The sequence below is a fragment of the Pantoea sp. nfd-35 genome, assembly GCF_056892255.1.
Genome location: NZ_CP122403.1, coordinates 4,267,290 through 4,286,742, shown reverse-complemented (window position 1 = coordinate 4,286,742; position 19,453 = coordinate 4,267,290). Strand labels below are relative to the sequence as shown.

Annotated in this window: 10 protein-coding genes, 5 tRNA genes and 3 rRNA genes; 15 read left to right on the top strand and 3 right to left on the bottom strand. The window is 52.6% G+C overall.

What is annotated here, in order from left to right; genetic code table 11:
* Positions 1-4 precede the first annotated feature (4 nt).
* Entirely contained in the window at positions 5-1,168 is a 1,164-nt protein-coding gene (fadA, locus tag P9J57_RS19785; RefSeq protein WP_042677931.1) for an acetyl-CoA C-acyltransferase FadA, read from the bottom strand.
* 11 nt (positions 1,169-1,179) lie between these two features.
* The gene (gene fadB / locus P9J57_RS19780; RefSeq protein WP_014606972.1) at positions 1,180-3,363 is read right to left on the bottom strand and encodes a fatty acid oxidation complex subunit alpha FadB; all 2,184 of its coding nucleotides are present in this window, start codon (positions 3,361-3,363) and stop codon (positions 1,180-1,182) included.
* Positions 3,364-3,548: 185 nt separating this feature from the next.
* Here fadB and pepQ point away from each other — a divergent pair, with 185 nt between their 5' ends.
* From pepQ to birA, 10 genes are all read left to right on the top strand, one after another.
* Positions 3,549-4,880: a Xaa-Pro dipeptidase gene (pepQ, locus tag P9J57_RS19775; protein WP_013024107.1), complete on the top strand. Its 1,332-nt coding sequence runs from the start codon at positions 3,549-3,551 to the stop codon at positions 4,878-4,880.
* Positions 4,880-5,497: an IMPACT family protein gene (locus P9J57_RS19770; protein WP_128392443.1), complete on the top strand. Its 618-nt coding sequence runs from the start codon at positions 4,880-4,882 to the stop codon at positions 5,495-5,497. Before pepQ ends, P9J57_RS19770 begins: the two co-directional genes overlap by 1 nt.
* A gap of 31 nt (positions 5,498-5,528) precedes the next feature.
* Positions 5,529-6,980: a Trk system potassium transporter TrkH gene (gene trkH, locus P9J57_RS19765; protein ID WP_013024109.1), complete on the top strand. Its 1,452-nt coding sequence runs from the start codon at positions 5,529-5,531 to the stop codon at positions 6,978-6,980.
* An 18-nt stretch (positions 6,981-6,998) separates the two neighbouring features.
* Positions 6,999-7,535, top strand: a complete 537-nt coding sequence (gene hemG / locus P9J57_RS19760; RefSeq protein WP_072136278.1) for a menaquinone-dependent protoporphyrinogen IX dehydrogenase — start codon at positions 6,999-7,001, stop codon at positions 7,533-7,535.
* Between the two features lie 409 nt (positions 7,536-7,944).
* Positions 7,945-9,484: ribosomal RNA gene (locus P9J57_RS19755) — 16S ribosomal RNA — on the top strand.
* Between the two features lie 90 nt (positions 9,485-9,574).
* Positions 9,575-9,649 (top strand) — tRNA-Glu (locus P9J57_RS19750).
* 213 nt (positions 9,650-9,862) lie between these two features.
* A 23S ribosomal RNA gene (locus P9J57_RS19745) occupies positions 9,863-12,767 on the top strand.
* 228 nt (positions 12,768-12,995) lie between these two features.
* Positions 12,996-13,111: ribosomal RNA gene (gene rrf, locus P9J57_RS19740) — 5S ribosomal RNA — on the top strand.
* Together the 16S, 23S and 5S rRNA genes with 1 tRNA gene alongside form the textbook arrangement of a ribosomal RNA operon.
* Positions 13,112-13,472: 361 nt before the next feature.
* Positions 13,473-14,510, top strand: coding sequence for a UDP-N-acetylmuramate dehydrogenase (gene murB / locus P9J57_RS19735; RefSeq protein WP_105077910.1), 1,038 nt, complete (start codon positions 13,473-13,475; stop codon positions 14,508-14,510).
* Positions 14,507-15,466 (top strand): bifunctional biotin--[acetyl-CoA-carboxylase] ligase/biotin operon repressor BirA, encoded by a 960-nt coding sequence (gene birA, locus P9J57_RS19730; RefSeq protein ID WP_029570852.1) that lies wholly within the window; start codon positions 14,507-14,509, stop codon positions 15,464-15,466. The genes murB and birA overlap by 4 nt, the downstream gene beginning before the upstream one ends.
* 45 nt (positions 15,467-15,511) lie before the next feature.
* On the opposite strand, the gene coaA is transcribed toward birA, so the two are convergent.
* A complete protein-coding gene (gene coaA / locus P9J57_RS19725) occupies positions 15,512-16,459 on the bottom strand; it encodes a type I pantothenate kinase (protein WP_013024113.1) in 948 nt (315 codons plus the stop codon).
* Between the two features lie 1,155 nt (positions 16,460-17,614).
* On the opposite strand from coaA, the gene P9J57_RS19720 reads away from it, so the two are divergent.
* The 5 genes from P9J57_RS19720 (at position 17,615) to tuf (ending at position 19,423) form a co-directional block, all read left to right on the top strand.
* A tRNA-Thr gene (locus P9J57_RS19720) sits at positions 17,615-17,690 on the top strand.
* A gap of 7 nt (positions 17,691-17,697) precedes the next feature.
* Positions 17,698-17,782 (top strand) — tRNA-Tyr (locus tag P9J57_RS19715).
* Positions 17,783-17,975: 193 nt separating this feature from the next.
* Positions 17,976-18,050 (top strand) — tRNA-Gly (locus tag P9J57_RS19710).
* A gap of 5 nt (positions 18,051-18,055) precedes the next feature.
* A tRNA-Thr gene (locus tag P9J57_RS19705) sits at positions 18,056-18,131 on the top strand.
* Positions 18,132-18,238: 107 nt separating this feature from the next.
* On the top strand, positions 18,239-19,423 hold the full coding sequence (gene tuf, locus P9J57_RS19700; RefSeq protein ID WP_013027471.1) for an elongation factor Tu: 1,185 nt from the start codon (positions 18,239-18,241) through the stop codon (positions 19,421-19,423).
* The last annotated feature ends 30 nt before the right edge of the window (positions 19,424-19,453 follow it).

Here is a 19,453-nt window from a genome sequence, read left to right as displayed (position 1 = left end):
CGTATCAAACGCGTTCGATAACGGTGGCGATGCCCTGACCCAGGCCAATACACATTGACGCCAGACCAAACTGTGCATCGCGGCGTTCCATAATATTCAGCAACGTCGTACTGATTCGTGCGCCTGAGCAGCCCAGCGGATGACCCAATGCGATGGCGCCGCCATTTAAGTTCACCTTGTCATCCAGTTTGTCTGACAGGCCCAAATCCTTAATGCAGGGCAGAACCTGCGCTGCAAAGGCTTCGTTAAGCTCGAAGATGTCAATGTCGTCAACGCGCAGCCCAGCGCGCTTCAGCGCCAGCTTGCTGGCGGGCACCGGACCGTAGCCCATGATTGAGGGATCGCAGCCCACCACCGCCATACTTTTAATACGGGCGCGGGGTTTCAGCCCCAGCTCCCGTGCGCGGCTTTCACTCATAATCAGCATGGCGGCTGCCCCATCTGACAGGGCTGAGGATGTGCCTGCGGTCACCGTCCCGGTCACGGGATCAAATGCAGGTCGCAGTGCCGCAAGGCCTTCCAGGCTGGTATCTTCACGGATCACTTCATCAAAGTCATAGCGTTTCAGCACGCCGTCGGCGTCGTGGCCGTGTATCGCAACAATTTCATTTGCGAAATCGCCGCGCTGTGTCGCCTGCCAGGCGCGCTGATGGGAGCGCAAAGCGAATGCATCCTGCTGCTCGCGGCTGATGTGGTGCATGCGCGCCAGCATCTCTGCGGTTAATCCCATCATTCCTGCCGCTTTCGCAACGGTACGCCCTAAGCCGGGATGAAAATCAACGCCATGGTTCATGGGGACATGTCCCATGTGCTCCACACCACCGATCAAACAGGCATGTGCATCTCCCACCATAATGGCGCGTGCGGCATCGTGTAGGGCCTGCATTGAGGATCCACACAGACGGTTGACCGTTGTGGCGGGTACGACATGCGGGATTTCGGCCAGCAGCGCGGCGTTGCGGGCAATATTAAAGCCTTGCTCCAGCGTTTGCTGTACGCAGCCCCAGACGATGTCATCCAGGGTGGCAGCATTGACTGCCGGATGCCGACTTAACAGTTCACGCATAACGTGCGCTGACAGGTCTTCTGCACGTACGTGACGAAAAGCACCGCCTTTCGAGCGGCCCATTGGCGTGCGCACTGCGTCAATAATGACTACATTTTCCATTTTTTATCACCTCAGGCGCTTCTGAACGCGGCTTCATCAATCGGTTTGACGGCGGGATACCAGCTTTCATGTTGGCGCGCTTTTTCTGACAGCAGGGCAGGCAGCTCATACAGGCCGCCCAGTGCCGTATAGCGTTTCGCCTGATCCACGACATTACTGTTCCCCAGCGTGTCGAGATAACGGAAGGCCCCGCCACGGAATGGCGGGAATCCCAGGCCGTACACCAGCGCCATGTCTGCCTCGGCAGGTGAAGCAATAATCTTCTCTTCCAGACAGCGGACAACTTCATTAAGCATTGGCAGCATCATGCGGTTCAGGATTTCTTCATCACTGAAGATCCGCTTAGGCTGGCAGGCAGGTTCAAGCAGCGCATCGACCTCGGGATCAGAGACTTTTTTAGGTTTCCCTTTTTTGTCTTCTTCCCAACGCCAGAAGCCTTTACCGTTTTTCTGACCAAAGCGTTTTGCTTCAAACAGAATATCGATAGCATCGCGATAGTCCTTTTTCATACGCTGTGGGAAACCATCCGCCATCACGCTTTGCGCATGATGTGCGGTATCAATCCCCACGACATCCAGCAGCCAGGAAGGGCCCATCGGCCAGCCAAACTGTTTTTCCATCACTTTATCGATTTGGCGGAAATCCGCACCATCGCGCAACAACATGCCGAACGCGGCAAAGTAAGGGAACAGAACACGGTTTACGAAGAAGCCCGGGCAGTCATTCACCACGACAGGGGTTTTGCCCATCTTGCTGGCCCATGCCACGACTTTACCCAACGTCGCTTCACTGGTTTTCTCTCCGCGAACCACTTCTACCAGCGGCATACGGGGAACCGGATTAAAGAAGTGCATACCGCAAAAGTTTTCGGGACGCTGCAGTGCCTGCGCCAGCTGGCTGATGGGGATCGTAGAGGTATTCGAGGCCAGGATGGCATCACTGCGCATATGTTTTTCTGTTTCAGCCAGCACACTGGCTTTGATCTGTGGATTTTCCACCACGGCTTCGACCACGACATCGGCCTGATCAAATCCGGCATAATCCAGCGTGGGTTGAATGGTGGCAATGACGGCAGCCAGCTTATTCCCGTCTATCTTACCTCGCTCCAGCTGCTTGTTCAGAAGCTTACTGGCTTCGTTCATGCCCAGGGTCAGCGCCTGCGGATGAATATCCTTCATCTTGACCGGCACACCTTTCCACGCCGACTGATAGCTGATGCCGCCACCCATAATCCCGGCGCCCAGCACGGCAGCCTGCTTCGGCGCACCATTTTCGCTGCTGCGTTTTTTTGCCAGCCCTTTAATGTACTGATCGTTGAGGAAAATTCCGACGAGCGCGCGAGCCACATCCGATTGCGCCAACGGAACAAACGCCGCCGTTTCCAGTTTTAACGCATCGTCACGGCCTAATGCGGCTGCGGCCTCGATCGTCTTCACGGCGGTGAGCGGTGCAGGATAATGTTTCCCGGCCGTTTGCATGACCATGCCTTTAGCGATTGTAAAGCTCATTGCGGCCTCAACAGGGCTGAGTTTTAACGGGGCTAATTTAGGGGCGCGACGTGCCCGCCAACTGCCATCACTGGCTGCCGCTTTAAGCATCGTCAGCGCCGCATCACGCAGTTTATCAGGGCTGACAACTGCATCGACCAGACCCAGTCTGAGCGCAGCCATACCATCAATATCTTTACCTGCCGCAATGATTTCCAGCGCGCTGTCAGCACCCAACAGGCGGGGCAGGCGAACGCTGCCGCCAAAACCCGGCATGATGCCCAGCTTGGTTTCAGGTAAGCCCAGGCGGGCGGTCGGCGTGGCAACCCGCAAGTCCGTCGCCAGAACACATTCACAGCCACCGCCCAGCGCGTAGCCATCGATCGCGGCGATGGTGGGAACGGGTAAATCTTCCAGACGATTAAAAATGCTGTTTGCGAACGTCAGCCACTGGCTCAGCTTTTCCGTTGGCGCGTCAAAAAGCGCAAGGAATTCGGTGATGTCAGCCCCAACGATAAAGGCGGGTTTAGCTGAGCTCAGAAGCACGCCGCGCAGATCGGCGTGTTGCTCCAGCACAGCAATCGCTTCGCCGAGGCTGGCAACAGTTTGTGTATCCAGCTTATTAACCGAGCCGGGGGCATCAAACACCAGCTCGACAATGCCGTCGTCCAACTGATTAAGAGTGAGGTTAGCGCCTTGGTAGAGCATGTACGTCTCCTGAAACCGCGAAAGGTGATCTGGTCATACCAGATGATCGTGAGTTTGGGAGCGATGTTAATTTTTTGCAAACAGCTCTTTGTTTATTTGCTAACAAGATCACAGCCGCCCTGAACCCGGCATCCGTATTTTGGCTGTGATAAACTGCGGCTTTTCCGGACACTGGAGAGGCGGCAATGGATTCATTAAAAAGCTTGTATCACGCGCATATTACGACCTTGCAACAACGTGCTCAGCAGGTATTGGCACGTCATAAACTGGATGCCATGCTGATCCATTCCGGCGAGTTGCTCACCGTGTTTCTGGACGATCATACTTATCCGTTTAAGGTTAACCCGCAATTTAAGGCCTGGGTGCCCGTAACCCAGGTGCCAAACTGTTGGTTGTGGATTGACGGTGTGAACAAACCGAAGTTGTGGTTTTACTCTCCGGTGGACTACTGGCATAACGTTGAACCACTTCCGCACAGTTTCTGGACCGATGACGTTGAGATTATCGGCCTGGCAAACGCGAATGCCATCGGCGATCTTCTGCCAGCCCAGCGTGAAAACGTCGCCTACATTGGCCCGGTGATCGAACGTGCGGCGCAATTAGGGATTAAGGCGGGAAATATTAATCCAAAAGGCGTGATCGATTTCCTGCATTACCATCGCAGCATAAAAACCGATTACGAGCTCAGCTGTATGCGTCAGGCGCAAAAAATTGCCGTGGCCGGGCATCGTGCGGCGAAAGAGGCCTTTTCTGCCGGCCTGAGTGAATTTGATATCAATCAGGCTTACCTGACGGCAACCGGACATCGCGATACCGATGTGCCCTATGGCAATATTATCGCCCTGAATGAGCATGCCGCCGTGTTGCACTACACCAAACTGGACCATCAGCCACCGGCTAAGCGTTACAGTTTTTTGATTGATGCCGGAGCGGAATATCAAGGCTATGCCGCCGATCTGACGCGCAGTTATGCCGCACAAAGCGGCACGCTGTATGCCAAAATGGTTGAGGCGATGAATACGGAAGAGCTGGCGTTGATTGCTACGCTGAAAGCGGGCGTGCGCTACACCGATTATCATCTGCAAATGCATCAACGTATTGCGAAATTGCTGACGAAGTTTGATTTGGTCCACGGGATAAGCGAAGAGGCGCTGGTAGCCGAGGATTTGACCGGCCCCTTTATGCCACACGGTTTAGGCCATCCGCTGGGCTTGCAGGTCCACGATGTCGCGGGCTTTATGCAGGATGAAACCGGTACGCACCTGGCCGCGCCAGAGCAATATCCTTATCTGCGCTGCACCCGGGTTATCCAGCCTGGGATGGTGTTAACCATTGAGCCAGGCTTCTATATTATTGATTCACTGCTGGCCCCGCTGCGAGAAGGCAAATTCAGCGCGCATTTTAACTGGCAGGCACTGGATGCGCTTAAGCCTTATGGCGGTATCCGCATTGAGGACAACGTGATTATCCATGCGAACCGCGTCGAAAACATGACGCGCGACCTGCATCTTGCCTGATGGAGGCGTTTGATATTCCTGCGCAGGCGCTAAGCGTCAGCGAGGAGACGATCAAAAAAAGCCGGTTTATTACGCTGCTGGCTCACACCTGTGGCGTGGACGCGGCGCGGGCTTTTGTCCAGCAGGTAAAGCAGGATCATCCCACTGCCCGTCATCATTGCTGGGCTTGGGTAGCGGGTGCGCCCAACGACTCACAGCAGTTGGGCTTTTCCGATGACGGTGAGCCTTCCGGGACGGCAGGCAAACCCATGCTGGCACAGTTAATGGGCGCTGGCATGGGAGAAATCACCGCCGTCGTAGTGCGCTACTACGGCGGCATTATGTTGGGGACGGGGGGCCTGGTTAAGGCTTATGGCGGCGGTGTCCAACAAGGGTTGAAACAGCTTGAGCGCCAGCGAAAAGTTCCGGTAAAACTGTTCACGTTACAGTGCGATTACGCCCAGTTGAGCGATATTGAGCGCCTGGTGCAGCGCTTTGAAGGGAGCATTTCTGAAAGTCAGTATCTTGACCGTATCACTATGACGCTGGCATTGCCTTATGGACATATTGATGGATTTAAGCAAAACCTGTCAGACTTCAGCCGGGGTGCGTTAACGCTTCTTCCGCTTACACCATGATGTTCTTCTCTTTAATTAAAGGAACGGCTTAATGCACTTTCGCGCCATTACCCGCATTGTCGGTCTGCTGGTGATCCTCTTCTCGGTAACGATGATTTTACCCGGCCTCGTTGCGCTGATTTATCGGGATGGCGCGGGCCGCGCCTTCAGCCAGACGTTTATGATGGCCCTGGTGATTGGTTCGTTATTGTGGTGGCCAAACCGCAAGAAGAAAACGGAACTCAAGCCGCGCGAAGGGTTTCTGATAGTCGTATTGTTCTGGACCGTGCTGGGCAGCGTCGGTGCCATGCCCTTTATCTTTGCTGAACAGCCGCACCTGTCCGTTACGGATGCCTTTTTTGAATCCTTTTCCGGATTAACTACCACGGGCGCGACCACGCTGGTGGGGCTGGACTCCTTGCCTAAAGCCATTTTGTTCTATCGCCAGATGCTGCAGTGGCTTGGCGGCATGGGGATCATTGTGCTGGCCGTGGCTATCCTGCCGATTCTGGGCGTCGGTGGCATGCAGTTGTATCGTGCTGAAATGCCTGGCCCATTGAAAGACAACAAAATGCGCCCGCGCATTGCGGAAACGGCCAAGACGCTCTGGCTCATCTATGTGTTACTGACGATTGCCTGCGCGCTGGCCCTGTGGTTTGCCGGGATGCCTGCCTTTGATGCAATCGGCCACAGTTTTTCCACTATCGCCATTGGCGGTTTTTCAACGCATGATGCCAGTATCGGCTATTTCCAGAGTGGAACGATCAACACCATCGTGGCGGTGTTCCTGCTGATCTCCGGTTGTAACTACGGCCTACACTTCTCATTACTGAGTAACCGCAATCTGCGAGCCTACTGGCGCGATCCCGAGTTCCGGATGTTTATCGGGGTGCAGCTGACGCTGGTGCTGATTTGCACCATCGTCTTGTGGCTCCACAATGTGTATGACAGTGGCTGGCAAACGCTGAACCAGGCCTTTTTCCAGGTGGTATCCATGGCAACCACTGCGGGATTCACCACGGACAGTATTGCGCGCTGGCCGCTGTTTCTACCGGTGTTGCTGTTGTGTTCTGCATTTATTGGCGGCTGTGCGGGTTCTACCGGCGGCGGTTTAAAAGTGATTCGTATTCTGCTGCTGTGCAAACAGGGTAACCGTGAGCTTAAGCGGCTTGTCCATCCCAATGCGGTTTACACCATCAAACTGGGCAATCGTGCGCTGCCGGAACGTATCCTCGAAGCCGTATGGGGATTCTTTTCGGCATACGCGTTGGTGTTCCTGATCAGCATGCTGGCCATTATTGCCACCGGCGTTGATGATTTCTCAGCGTTTGCTGCGGTTGCGGCAACGCTAAACAATCTTGGCCCGGGCCTGGGCGTAGTTGCCGATAACTTCACCTCAATGAACGATGTAGCTAAGTGGATTTTGATTTCTACTATGCTGTTTGGTCGCCTTGAGGTTTTCACGTTGCTGGTGTTGTTCACGCCGACCTTCTGGCGGGAATAACGAATAAGGATGAACATAATGAAAGCGTTAATTCTCTTTTCCACCCGCGATGGTCAGACGCAAAAAATAGCCTCGGCTATTGCTGATGAGATTAAGGGCCAGCAATCTTGCGATGTCATCAATATCCAGGATGCAAAGACACTCGACTGGCAGCAGTACGATCGGGTGTTGATTGGTGCTTCAATCCGCTATGGTCATTTCCAGCCTGTCGTAAACGAATTTGTTAAGCACAACCTGTCTGCACTGCAGCAGCGCGTAAGCGGCTTTTTCTCCGTTAACCTGACGGCGCGCAAGCCTGAGAAGCGCTCGCCGGAAACGAATGCCTATACCGTCAAGTTTTTAGCACAGTCGCCCTGGCAGCCTGATTGCTGCGCCGTCTTTGCTGGCGCACTCTATTATCCGCGCTATCGTTGGTTTGACCGGGTCATGATTCAATTCATTATGCGGATGACTGGCGGTGAAACGGATGCATCTAAAGAAGTGGAATACACGGACTGGCAACAGGTGCAGCGTTTTGCCAGGGATTTTGCACAGTTACCAGGCAAATCGTACTGAAATAACGCGATTTGGCGAAATTTGAGACGAACAGTAATCTTTTTGCAATTAACCCTTGTCAGGCCGCGCGAACTCCCTATAATGCGCCTCCATCGACACGGCACAACGGCTTACGGAATGCGGTGTTGAGAGGTTCAGGCAACTGAACCGCCGGAGAAAAACTTCTGAAAAAGAGGTTGACTCTGAAGGAGGAAAGCGTAATATACGCCACCTCGCGACAGACGGTTAACCCGCTGTTCGCACTGCTCTTTAACAATTTATCAGACAATCTGTGTGGGCACTCGCAGGATTGATATCAGCGTCTCCGGACGTAAAAAATATCAAAGCCTCACGAGTGAACACATAATGAAATTCATTATGACGTTTTACAGATGAGCACCGCTTAACTTGTTTAAGCAAATCAAACTTTAAATTGAAGAGTTTGATCATGGCTCAGATTGAACGCTGGCGGCAGGCCTAACACATGCAAGTCGGACGGTAGCACAGAGAGCTTGCTCTCGGGTGACGAGTGGCGGACGGGTGAGTAATGTCTGGGGATCTGCCCGATAGAGGGGGATAACCACTGGAAACGGTGGCTAATACCGCATAACGTCGCAAGACCAAAGAGGGGGACCTTCGGGCCTCTCACTATCGGATGAACCCAGATGGGATTAGCTAGTAGGCGGGGTAACGGCCCACCTAGGCGACGATCCCTAGCTGGTCTGAGAGGATGACCAGCCACACTGGAACTGAGACACGGTCCAGACTCCTACGGGAGGCAGCAGTGGGGAATATTGCACAATGGGCGCAAGCCTGATGCAGCCATGCCGCGTGTATGAAGAAGGCCTTCGGGTTGTAAAGTACTTTCAGCGGGGAGGAAGGCGATAAGGTTAATAACCTTGTCGATTGACGTTACCCGCAGAAGAAGCACCGGCTAACTCCGTGCCAGCAGCCGCGGTAATACGGAGGGTGCAAGCGTTAATCGGAATTACTGGGCGTAAAGCGCACGCAGGCGGTCTGTTAAGTCAGATGTGAAATCCCCGGGCTTAACCTGGGAACTGCATTTGAAACTGGCAGGCTTGAGTCTCGTAGAGGGGGGTAGAATTCCAGGTGTAGCGGTGAAATGCGTAGAGATCTGGAGGAATACCGGTGGCGAAGGCGGCCCCCTGGACGAAGACTGACGCTCAGGTGCGAAAGCGTGGGGAGCAAACAGGATTAGATACCCTGGTAGTCCACGCCGTAAACGATGTCGACTTGGAGGTTGTTCCCTTGAGGAGTGGCTTCCGGAGCTAACGCGTTAAGTCGACCGCCTGGGGAGTACGGCCGCAAGGTTAAAACTCAAATGAATTGACGGGGGCCCGCACAAGCGGTGGAGCATGTGGTTTAATTCGATGCAACGCGAAGAACCTTACCTACTCTTGACATCCACGGAATTTGGCAGAGATGCCTTAGTGCCTTCGGGAACCGTGAGACAGGTGCTGCATGGCTGTCGTCAGCTCGTGTTGTGAAATGTTGGGTTAAGTCCCGCAACGAGCGCAACCCTTATCCTTTGTTGCCAGCGATTCGGTCGGGAACTCAAAGGAGACTGCCGGTGATAAACCGGAGGAAGGTGGGGATGACGTCAAGTCATCATGGCCCTTACGAGTAGGGCTACACACGTGCTACAATGGCGCATACAAAGAGAAGCGACCTCGCGAGAGCAAGCGGACCTCATAAAGTGCGTCGTAGTCCGGATCGGAGTCTGCAACTCGACTCCGTGAAGTCGGAATCGCTAGTAATCGTGGATCAGAATGCCACGGTGAATACGTTCCCGGGCCTTGTACACACCGCCCGTCACACCATGGGAGTGGGTTGCAAAAGAAGTAGGTAGCTTAACCTTCGGGAGGGCGCTTACCACTTTGTGATTCATGACTGGGGTGAAGTCGTAACAAGGTAACCGTAGGGGAACCTGCGGTTGGATCACCTCCTTACCTGAAGATACCTTCCCGCGAAGTGCTCACACAGATTGTCTGATAGAAAGATAAAGAAGCAAGACGGCTGCGAAGTCGAGACACGTCAGTGTCCCCTTCGTCTAGCGGTTAGGACTCCGCCCTTTCACGGCGGCAACAGGGGTTCGAATCCCCTAGGGGACGCCACTTGCTTGGTGACAGGTGAAAGGTGTCTCCACGAAGTATCTCAAAACTGGCCTCAGGGTCACGTTTGAGATATTTGCTCTTTAACAATCCGGAACAAGCTGAAAATTTGAAACGACGCATTGTCGTGTTCCTCCGTAATAAGGAACACAGCACAACGCGTTCGAGTCTCTCAAAAGCTCACGACACGCAGCGTAAAACGCCTGTGGGTTGTGAGGTTAAGCGACTAAGCGTACACGGTGGATGCCCTGGCAGTCAGAGGCGATGAAGGGCGTGCTAATCTGCGATAAGCGCCGGTAAGGTGATATGAACCGCTACAACCGGCGATACCCGAATGGGGAAACCCAGTGTGTTTCGACACACTATCATGCAGTGAATACATAGCTGTATGAGGCGAACCGGGGGAACTGAAACATCTAAGTACCCCGAGGAAAAGAAATCAACCGAGATTCCCCCAGTAGCGGCGAGCGAACGGGGAGGAGCCCAGAACCATCATCAGCTTGTGCATCAGTGGAAGCGTCTGGAAAGTCGCAGGGTACAGGGTGATACTCCCGTACACAAAGGTGCACAGGCTGTGAGTTCGATGAGTAAGGCGGGACACGTGGTATCCTGTCTGAATATGGGGGGACCATCCTCCAAGGCTAAATACTCTGACTGACCGATAGTGAACCAGTACCGTGAGGGAAAGGCGAAAAGAACCCCGGCGAGGGGAGTGAAACAGAACCTGAAACCGTGTACGTACAAGCAGTGGGAGCCTCTTTATGGGGTGACTGCGTACCTTTTGTATAATGGGTCAGCGACTTATATTCTGTAGCAAGGTTAACCGCATAGGGGAGCCGCAGGGAAACCGAGTCTTAACTGGGCGTTAAGTAGCAGGGTATAGACCCGAAACCCGGTGATCTAGCCATGGGCAGGTTGAAGGTTGGGTAACACTAACTGGAGGACCGAACCGACTAATGTTGAAAAATTAGCGGATGACCTGTGGCTGGGGGTGAAAGGCCAATCAAACCGGGAGATAGCTGGTTCTCCCCGAAAGCTATTTAGGTAGCGCCTCGTGAACTCATCTCCGGGGGTAGAGCACTGTTTCGGCTAGGGGGCCATCCCGGCTTACCAACCCGATGCAAACTGCGAATACCGGAGAATGTTATCACGGGAGACACACGGCGGGTGCTAACGTCCGTCGTGAAGAGGGAAACAACCCAGACCGCCAGCTAAGGTCCCAAAGTCATGGTTAAGTGGGAAACGATGTGGGAAGGCCCAGACAGCCAGGATGTTGGCTTAGAAGCAGCCATCATTTAAAGAAAGCGTAATAGCTCACTGGTCGAGTCGGCCTGCGCGGAAGATGTAACGGGGCTAAACCATGCACCGAAGCTGCGGCAGCGACGCTTATGCGTTGTTGGGTAGGGGAGCGTTCTGTAAGCCGTCGAAGGTGTGCTGTGAGGCATGCTGGAGGTATCAGAAGTGCGAATGCTGACATAAGTAACGATAAACAAGGTGAAAAACCTTGTCGCCGGAAGACCAAGGGTTCCTGTTCAACGTTAATCGGAGCAGGGTGAGTCGACCCCTAAGGCGAGGCCGAAAGGCGTAGTCGATGGGAAACAGGTTAATATTCCTGTACTTGGTGTTACTGCGAAGGGGGGACGGAGAAGGCTATATCGGCCGGGCGACGGTTGTCCCGGTTTAAGCGTGTAGGTGTGTGTTCCAGGCAAATCCGGTTCACTTTACACTGAGGCGTGACGACGAGGCACTACGGTGCTGAAGTGATAAATGCCCTGCTTCCAGGAAAAGCCTCTAAGCATCAGGTAACACAAAATCGTACCCCAAACCGACACAGGTGGTCAGGTAGAGAATACCAAGGCGCTTGAGAGAACTCGGGTGAAGGAACTAGGCAAAATGGTGCCGTAACTTCGGGAGAAGGCACGCTGGCGCGTAGGTGAAGGGACTTGCTCCCGGAGCCGAAGCCAGTCGAAGATACCAGCTGGCTGCAACTGTTTATTAAAAACACAGCACTGTGCAAACACGAAAGTGGACGTATACGGTGTGACGCCTGCCCGGTGCCGGAAGGTTAATTGATGGGGTTATCCGCAAGGAGAAGCTCTTGATCGAAGCCCCGGTAAACGGCGGCCGTAACTATAACGGTCCTAAGGTAGCGAAATTCCTTGTCGGGTAAGTTCCGACCTGCACGAATGGCGTAATGATGGCCAGGCTGTCTCCACCCGAGACTCAGTGAAATTGAAATCGCTGTGAAGATGCAGTGTACCCGCGGCAAGACGGAAAGACCCCGTGAACCTTTACTACAGCTTGACACTGAACACTGAGCCTTGATGTGTAGGATAGGTGGGAGGCTTTGAAGCGTGGACGCCAGTCTGCGTGGAGCCGGCCTTGAAATACCACCCTTTAATGTTTGGTGTTCTAACGTAGGCCCGTAATCCGGGCTGCGGACAGTGTCTGGTGGGTAGTTTGACTGGGGCGGTCTCCTCCCAAAGCGTAACGGAGGAGCACGAAGGTTGGCTAATCCTGGTCGGACATCAGGAGGTTAGTGCAATGGCATAAGCCAGCTTGACTGCGAGAGTGACGGCTCGAGCAGGTGCGAAAGCAGGTCATAGTGATCCGGTGGTTCTGAATGGAAGGGCCATCGCTCAACGGATAAAAGGTACTCCGGGGATAACAGGCTGATACCGCCCAAGAGTTCATATCGACGGCGGTGTTTGGCACCTCGATGTCGGCTCATCACATCCTGGGGCTGAAGTAGGTCCCAAGGGTACGGCTGTTCGCCGTTTAAAGTGGTACGCGAGCTGGGTTTAGAACGTCGTGAGACAGTTCGGTCCCTATCTGCCGTGGGCGCTGGAGAATTGAGGGGGGTTGCTCCTAGTACGAGAGGACCGGAGTGAACGCACCGCTGGTGTCCGGGTTGTCACGCCAGTGGCACTGCCCGGTAGCTAAGTGCGGAAAAGATAAGTGCTGAAAGCATCTAAGCACGAAACTTGCCCCGAGATGAGTTCTCCCTGAGCCTTTAAGGCTCCTGAAGGGACGTTGAAGACGACGACGTTGATAGGCCGGGTGTGTAAGCGCAGCGATGCGTTGAGCTTACCGGTACTAATGACCCGTGAGGCTTAACCTTACAACGCCAGAGGCGTTTTGGTTGAGAGACGATTGAATTTTCAGCATTGTTTACCGGATAAAGAATATAGTTCTGTTCTGCGGACGCGAGTCCGAAGGATTTTGCGCTGAGTGCAAGGCGGCAACCGAGACGGGGTGAAGGAGCATACTGAGGTATGTGACTGAGCGGCGCGAGGGAAGCCAGCGCGGCAGCAGCGTGAAAGACGCAGGACGGAGCACAAAGAATTTGCCTGGCGGCTGTAGCGCGGTGGTCCCACCTGACCCCATGCCGAACTCAGAAGTGAAACGCCGTAGCGCCGATGGTAGTGTGGGGTCTCCCCATGCGAGAGTAGGGAACTGCCAGGCATCAAACAAGTGAAGAAGCCCTGAACTGACGTTCAGGGCTTTTTTACGTCTGCGATCTGCCAGATAACCCCTCATCATATTCCGTCTCATCATGACCCCGATACAACCGCGGGTCTGCAACGCCGCTCTTGCTGCTTTAATCCTCTCCCGCACTGCGTCATTCTGAGCATCATCTGAAACAAAACTGTGAAAATCGTTACCTGCCAGCCTCCCGGTATCCACCCATCCACTTTATTTCTGTCGCTATCAGGATTTTCAGGAGCCGCAAAATCGTTGAAAGCCTTTCATCGCATGCAAATTCCCCCGCATTACCGTTGTGATGCGGTAAACTACCGGCAGATTAACCCGTTAAGGCCGTATCATGTCCAGTTCGTACATCTCATTAAAAGCCGACAACACGCTGGGGCTTGATGTCAGCGCAAAAACACGTATTGTCGCCGAATCGCCGGAAGCCATACTTTCAGCCTGGCAAATGAGCCAGCGTAGCCAGCAACCTTTTCTGGTCCTTGGGGAAGGCAGCAACGTGCTCTTCCTTGAAGATTTTGCAGGCGTGGTGGTGATCAACCGCATTGCAGGGGTTGAAATCCTTGATGAGACTGAGCGCTGGAAACTGCACGTTGGCGCGGGCGAGAACTGGCACCAACTGGTAAAAACTACCCTGGAAAAAGGGATTTCGGGTCTGGAAAATCTGGCACTCATTCCTGGAATGGTAGGATCAGCACCCATACAGAATATCGGTGCCTATGGCGTTGAGTTAAAAGATGTATGTGAATACGTCGATGTACTAAATCTGCATACCGGTCTCACACAGCGTTTGAGCCGTGACGATTGCCAGTTTGGTTATCGCGACAGTATTTTCAAACATCAGTACCAGTCAGGCTACACGATTATCGCTGTCGGATTTTCATTGAAAAAACACTGGCAGCCCGTCCTGACCTACGGTGATTTAAAAACGCTAAACCCTGCCACGGCAAATGCCTGGGATGTTTTTCATGCGGTCTGTCATATGCGACAGAGTAAATTACCGGATCCGAAAATAACCGGTAACGTAGGCAGTTTTTTTAAAAATCCCGTGATAACTGGCCAGCAGGCGGCTGTGCTGTTGAGTGAGTACCCAGCGATGCCACATTATCCTCAGCCTACAGGTGATAGTAAACTGGCTGCAGGCTGGCTCATCGATCAATGCCAGCTTAAAGGCAGCCGAATTGGCGGTGCGGCAGTGCATCAGCAGCAGGCATTAGTATTGATCAATGCTGAAAATGCCACACCCGACGACATTGTCGCGCTGGCAAAAAAGGTACGTACCCTGGTAGGTGAAAAATTTAATGTCTGGCTGGAGCCAGAAGTTCGTTTCATTCAGGCTCAGGGTGAATGTAACGCTGTAGAGGTCATCTCATGAAGGATCATAGCGTACCGCTTAAATTAATCGATATCCTGGCCGATGGTGAATTTCACTCGGGTGAGCAACTAGGTGAAACGCTTGGTATGAGCCGTGCGGCGATTAATAAACATATTCAAACGTTAAAAAGCTGGGGCCTTGAGGTGTATACCGTCACAGGTAAAGGCTACAGTTTTCCAGCCCCACTTCAGTTGCTCAATGAACAAGAGATTTTGGGGCAACTGTCTCAGGCTGATATAGCCGTAATACCGGTTATTGATTCAACTAATCAGTATTTACTCGAACGTATGCATTCTCTGCCTTCAGGATCAGTCTGCCTCGCTGAATATCAGCAGGCAGGACGTGGCCGACGCGGACGTCACTGGTTTTCACCCTTTGGTGCCAACCTCTATATGTCTATGTACTGGCGCCTGGAACAGGGCCCGGCAGCGGCAATGGGGCTGAGCCTGGTGATTGGTATCATTATGGCGGAAACGCTGCGGTCGTTAGGTGCGCAGGACGTACGGGTAAAATGGCCTAACGACATTTATCTTCATGACCGGAAGTTAGCGGGGATCCTGGTTGAATTAACCGGTAAAACCGGCGATGCAGCACAAATCGTGATAGGCGCCGGAATTAATCTGGCGATGAGAACTGCCGAAGCGGCGCAGATTAATCAGGGCTGGATTAACTTACAGGAAGCCGGCGTGACGATTAATCGCAATGAACTGGCAGCAACACTGATTAATCGCCTGCGTGAAGCACTACCCGTATTTGAGCAGGAGGGATTAACGCCCTTTGTGACGCGCTGGGCCGAACTGGACAACTTCATCAATCGCCCGGTTAAATTACTGATTGGTGAACGTGAAGTGCACGGTATTGCTCGTGGCATTGATAATCAGGGTGGTTTGCAGCTGGAACAAGACGGAAAAATTCAATCGTGGGTAGGGGGAGAAATATCTCTTCGACCGGTTTGAAAAATAAAATAAAGCCTGCTTTTTGGCAGGCTTTATCGCCACCTGTTATTTTCTGAGACGCAGTTTTTCCACCGCGTGGTTACCGCTTTTCGTCATAATTAAGCTGGCTCTTTCACGTGTAGGAAGAATATTTTCTTTCAGATTCAACCAGTTAATCTCCCGCCACAACGAGCCAGCAATATTAACGGCTTCGTCTTCAGGTAGCTGAGCATAGTGATGAAAATAAGAGTTGGGATCGGTAAAAGCGCCCTGGCGAAATTTAAGGAAACGATTCACATACCAGCGCTGCAAAAGATCTTCTTCAGCATCCACATAGATTGAAAAATCCACAAAGTCGGAAACAAAAACATGGTGTGGATCGTGAGGATAATCCATGCCGCTCTGCAGCACATTTAACCCTTCCAGAATCAGAATATCAGGTTGCTGGACAACCTTATCGCCATCCGGAATAACATCGTAAATTAAATGGGAGTAGACGGGAGCGGTAACCTGGCTGGCGCCCGACTTAAGGTCGGAAACAAATTTCACCAGCCGATGCATATCATAGGACTGAGGAAAGCCTTTTTTCTTCATTAAGCCGCGCTCTTTCAGCACGGCGTTGGGATGAAGAAAACCATCTGTCGTAATTAACTCAACCTTACGGTGTCCGGGCCAGCGGCTCAGAAGCGCCTGCAAAACACGAGCAGTGGTGCTTTTGCCCACCGCAACGCTGCCCGCAATGCTGATGATATAAGGAATTTTTTGCCCGTTCGTTCCCAGAAACTGCTCCAGCACGGCCTGACGGCGGACATTTGAACTTATATAGAAATTAAGCAGACGTGATAGAGGCAGGTAGATTTCTGCCACTTCCTCAATTGAAAGATCTTCATTGATCCCTTTCAATTGCGCGATCTCATCCTCTGACAGCGTCATTGGAACCGAGTCGCGTAATGCCGCCCACTGTTCACGAGTGAACTGTAAATAAGGCGTCGTAAGTGATGTCGTTTTATCCATAAGTATACATTTGACTGCAGATTCAAACCGATCTGTACATTTTCGCCGATGACGAGTCGGGCCGTGTAGAGAAATGAATTGCCGGTCACAGGGTTATTAACGAGAACAATGGGCTGGAGGGTATCACCAGTATAGCTTTTAAAAGAAGTAAAAAATAAACGGCGGTATGCTTTCGCAAGCCTCTCCGCAGATTTGATAAATCGTCGGTACAGAGACTTGAAATCTTTAATCGTTATGCTTTTTATTGCCATTCAGACATCAGGCAATTTTGTGCAAAGGCGTTTGTGGCTTTCGCACCACTGTCATCGTGACGCATGGTTCAGGCCGGGTGCATGGCATCAGATATGCCCGGATATACCCTTTTGATGCTGCACAGCTGGCGCTATAGCACGACGTCCGTGCCTGCTGTTCGAAAGACAGCCGCGCTGTGTCGTACAGGCACATGCAGATTGTCAGCGCTTGCTCTTTATTGCGTGAACCCTGTCTGCCCTGGCGTCTTCGGTCTCGTGCTGCTGTATTAAGGACAGCCATAGCTTATCTGTCAGCGACGCTAGTGCGTCAGCCATGCTTATAGAGGCTGTCAGCGACGTTCTTTATCGCATCTGAGTTTCATGCTTACCCGTCCTGCTATGCGGTGGACAGCGTGACAGGCTGTCTGTGAGTCACACCGCCGCTCTACGAACGCTTATGCAGATTATCAGCCCTTATTCTCCTCAGGCACCGAACCGCCCCACAGGTGGTCTGTCAGCCGTGACGTTTTTATCTGCCTTTCGCCTGATACTGATACTTATCTTCATGCCGGGCAGTGTCGCCTGAAAACTTTTAGGAGATAACACTTAAGGCTGCGGCCTTAGGTAGGGTCCTGTCGCGATAAAAGTACGCATGAGGTGATTGAAAACTGAGCAGTTAATGCATTTTTCAGGCAGAGGCCTAAGAAAACCTGAGGGATGAAGACAACAAAGCGGGCGAGACAGGGGGAGGGAGCAACATTATCGGAAAGAGAGCGAAGAGAAATTTTAACCAATAATTGGATGTTATTTCTGCATATCAGGGGTAAATTGCGATGCTTTGCACAAATAGTAAGCGATAGAACAAAAACAGTGATTTTTTTGTTGCATCCTTCTGCCGACCTTCCTAGAATGCGCGTCACTTGATGCCGGCTTAGCTCAGTTGGTAGAGCAACTGACTTGTAATCAGTAGGTCACCAGTTCGATTCCGGTAGCCGGCACCATCAAGTAGGTGGGATTCCCGAGCGGCCAAAGGGAGCAGACTGTAAATCTGCCGTCACAGACTTCGAAGGTTCGAATCCTTCTCCCACCACCATTTCAACCCCCGGGTTGAGAAACAGATAAACAACCTGTTTATCTGGCAGGTGAGTCGCTTCTTCTCACCCTGAATTCAGATTGGGTGTAAGCTCAGTCAAAGTCAGTCAGCTTCGCTGACGGGCGAAGGATAACAGAGGACATCTTCTGTTATTCACAAGCTACAGAAAGAACAGGTAGCCGAGTTCCAGGATGCGGGCATCGTATAATGGCTATTACCTCAGCCTTCCAAGCTGATGATGCGGGTTCGATTCCCGCTGCCCGCTCCAGATGTGCTGATATGGCTCAGTTGGTAGAGCGCACCCTTGGTAAGGGTGAGGTCCCCAGTTCGACTCTGGGTATCAGCACCACTTCCTTTATCTCCCTCCTGATTTTTCTCTGTAACTCCTTGCAGTCAGGCAATGCCTGGTTAATGTGACGATATCTTTGATATATCCGTGTCTTAGAGGGACAAGCGATGGCTAAAGAGCAATTTCAACGTAACAAACTGCACGTAAACGTGGGAACCATCGGTCACGTTGACCACGGTAAAACCACCCTGACTGCAGCGATCACCACCGTTCTGGCTAAAACCAACGGCGGCCAGGCACGTGCGTTCGATCAGATCGACAGCACCCCGGAAGAAAAAGCACGTGGTATCACCATCAACACGGCACACGTTGAGTATGAAACCCCGTCTCGCCACTATGCGCACGTTGACTGCCCAGGCCACGCCGACTATGTGAAAAACATGATCACCGGTGCTGCGCAGATGGACGGCGCGATCCTGGTTGTTGCTGCGACTGACGGCCCAATGCCGCAGACCCGTGAGCACATCCTGCTGGGTCGTCAGGTAGGCGTTCCTTACATCATCGTGTTCCTGAACAAGTGTGACATGGTTGATGACGAAGAGCTGCTGGAACTGGTTGAGATGGAAGTTCGTGACCTGCTGTCACAGTACGACTTCCCGGGCGACGATACACCAATCGTTCGCGGTTCAGCCCTGAAAGCGCTGGAAGGCAACCCAGAGTGGGAAGAGAAGATCGTTGAGCTGGCTGGTCACCTGGATAACTACATCCCGGATCCAGTACGTGCAATCGATATGCCATTCCTGCTGCCAATCGAAGACGTATTCTCAATCTCTGGCCGTGGTACTGTTGTAACCGGTCGTGTAGAGCGCGGTATCGTTAAAGTCGGCGACGAAGTTGAAATCGTTGGTATCAAAGATACCGCGAAATCAACCTGTACCGGTGTTGAAATGTTCCGCAAACTGCTGGACCAGGGTCAGGCAGGCGAAAACTGTGGTGTTCTGCTGCGCGGTATCAAGCGTGAAGACATCCAGCGTGGTCAGGTTCTGGCGAAGCCAGGCTCAATCAAGCCACACACCAAGTTCGAGTCAGAAGTTTACGTTCTGTCTAAAGACGAAGGTGGCCGCCATACTCCGTTCTTCAAGGGCTACCGTCCACAGTTCTACTTCCGTACCACAGACGTGACCGGTTCAGTAGAGCTGCCAGAAGGCGTTGAAATGGTTATGCCAGGCGACAACATCAAAATGGTTGTTACCCTGATTCACCCAATCGCAATGGACGAAGGTCTGCGCTTCGCAATCCGCGAAGGTGGCCGTACCGTTGGCGCGGGTGTTGTTGCCAAAGTTATCGCTTAATTACCGATAATATTTGACGCAATGCACGTG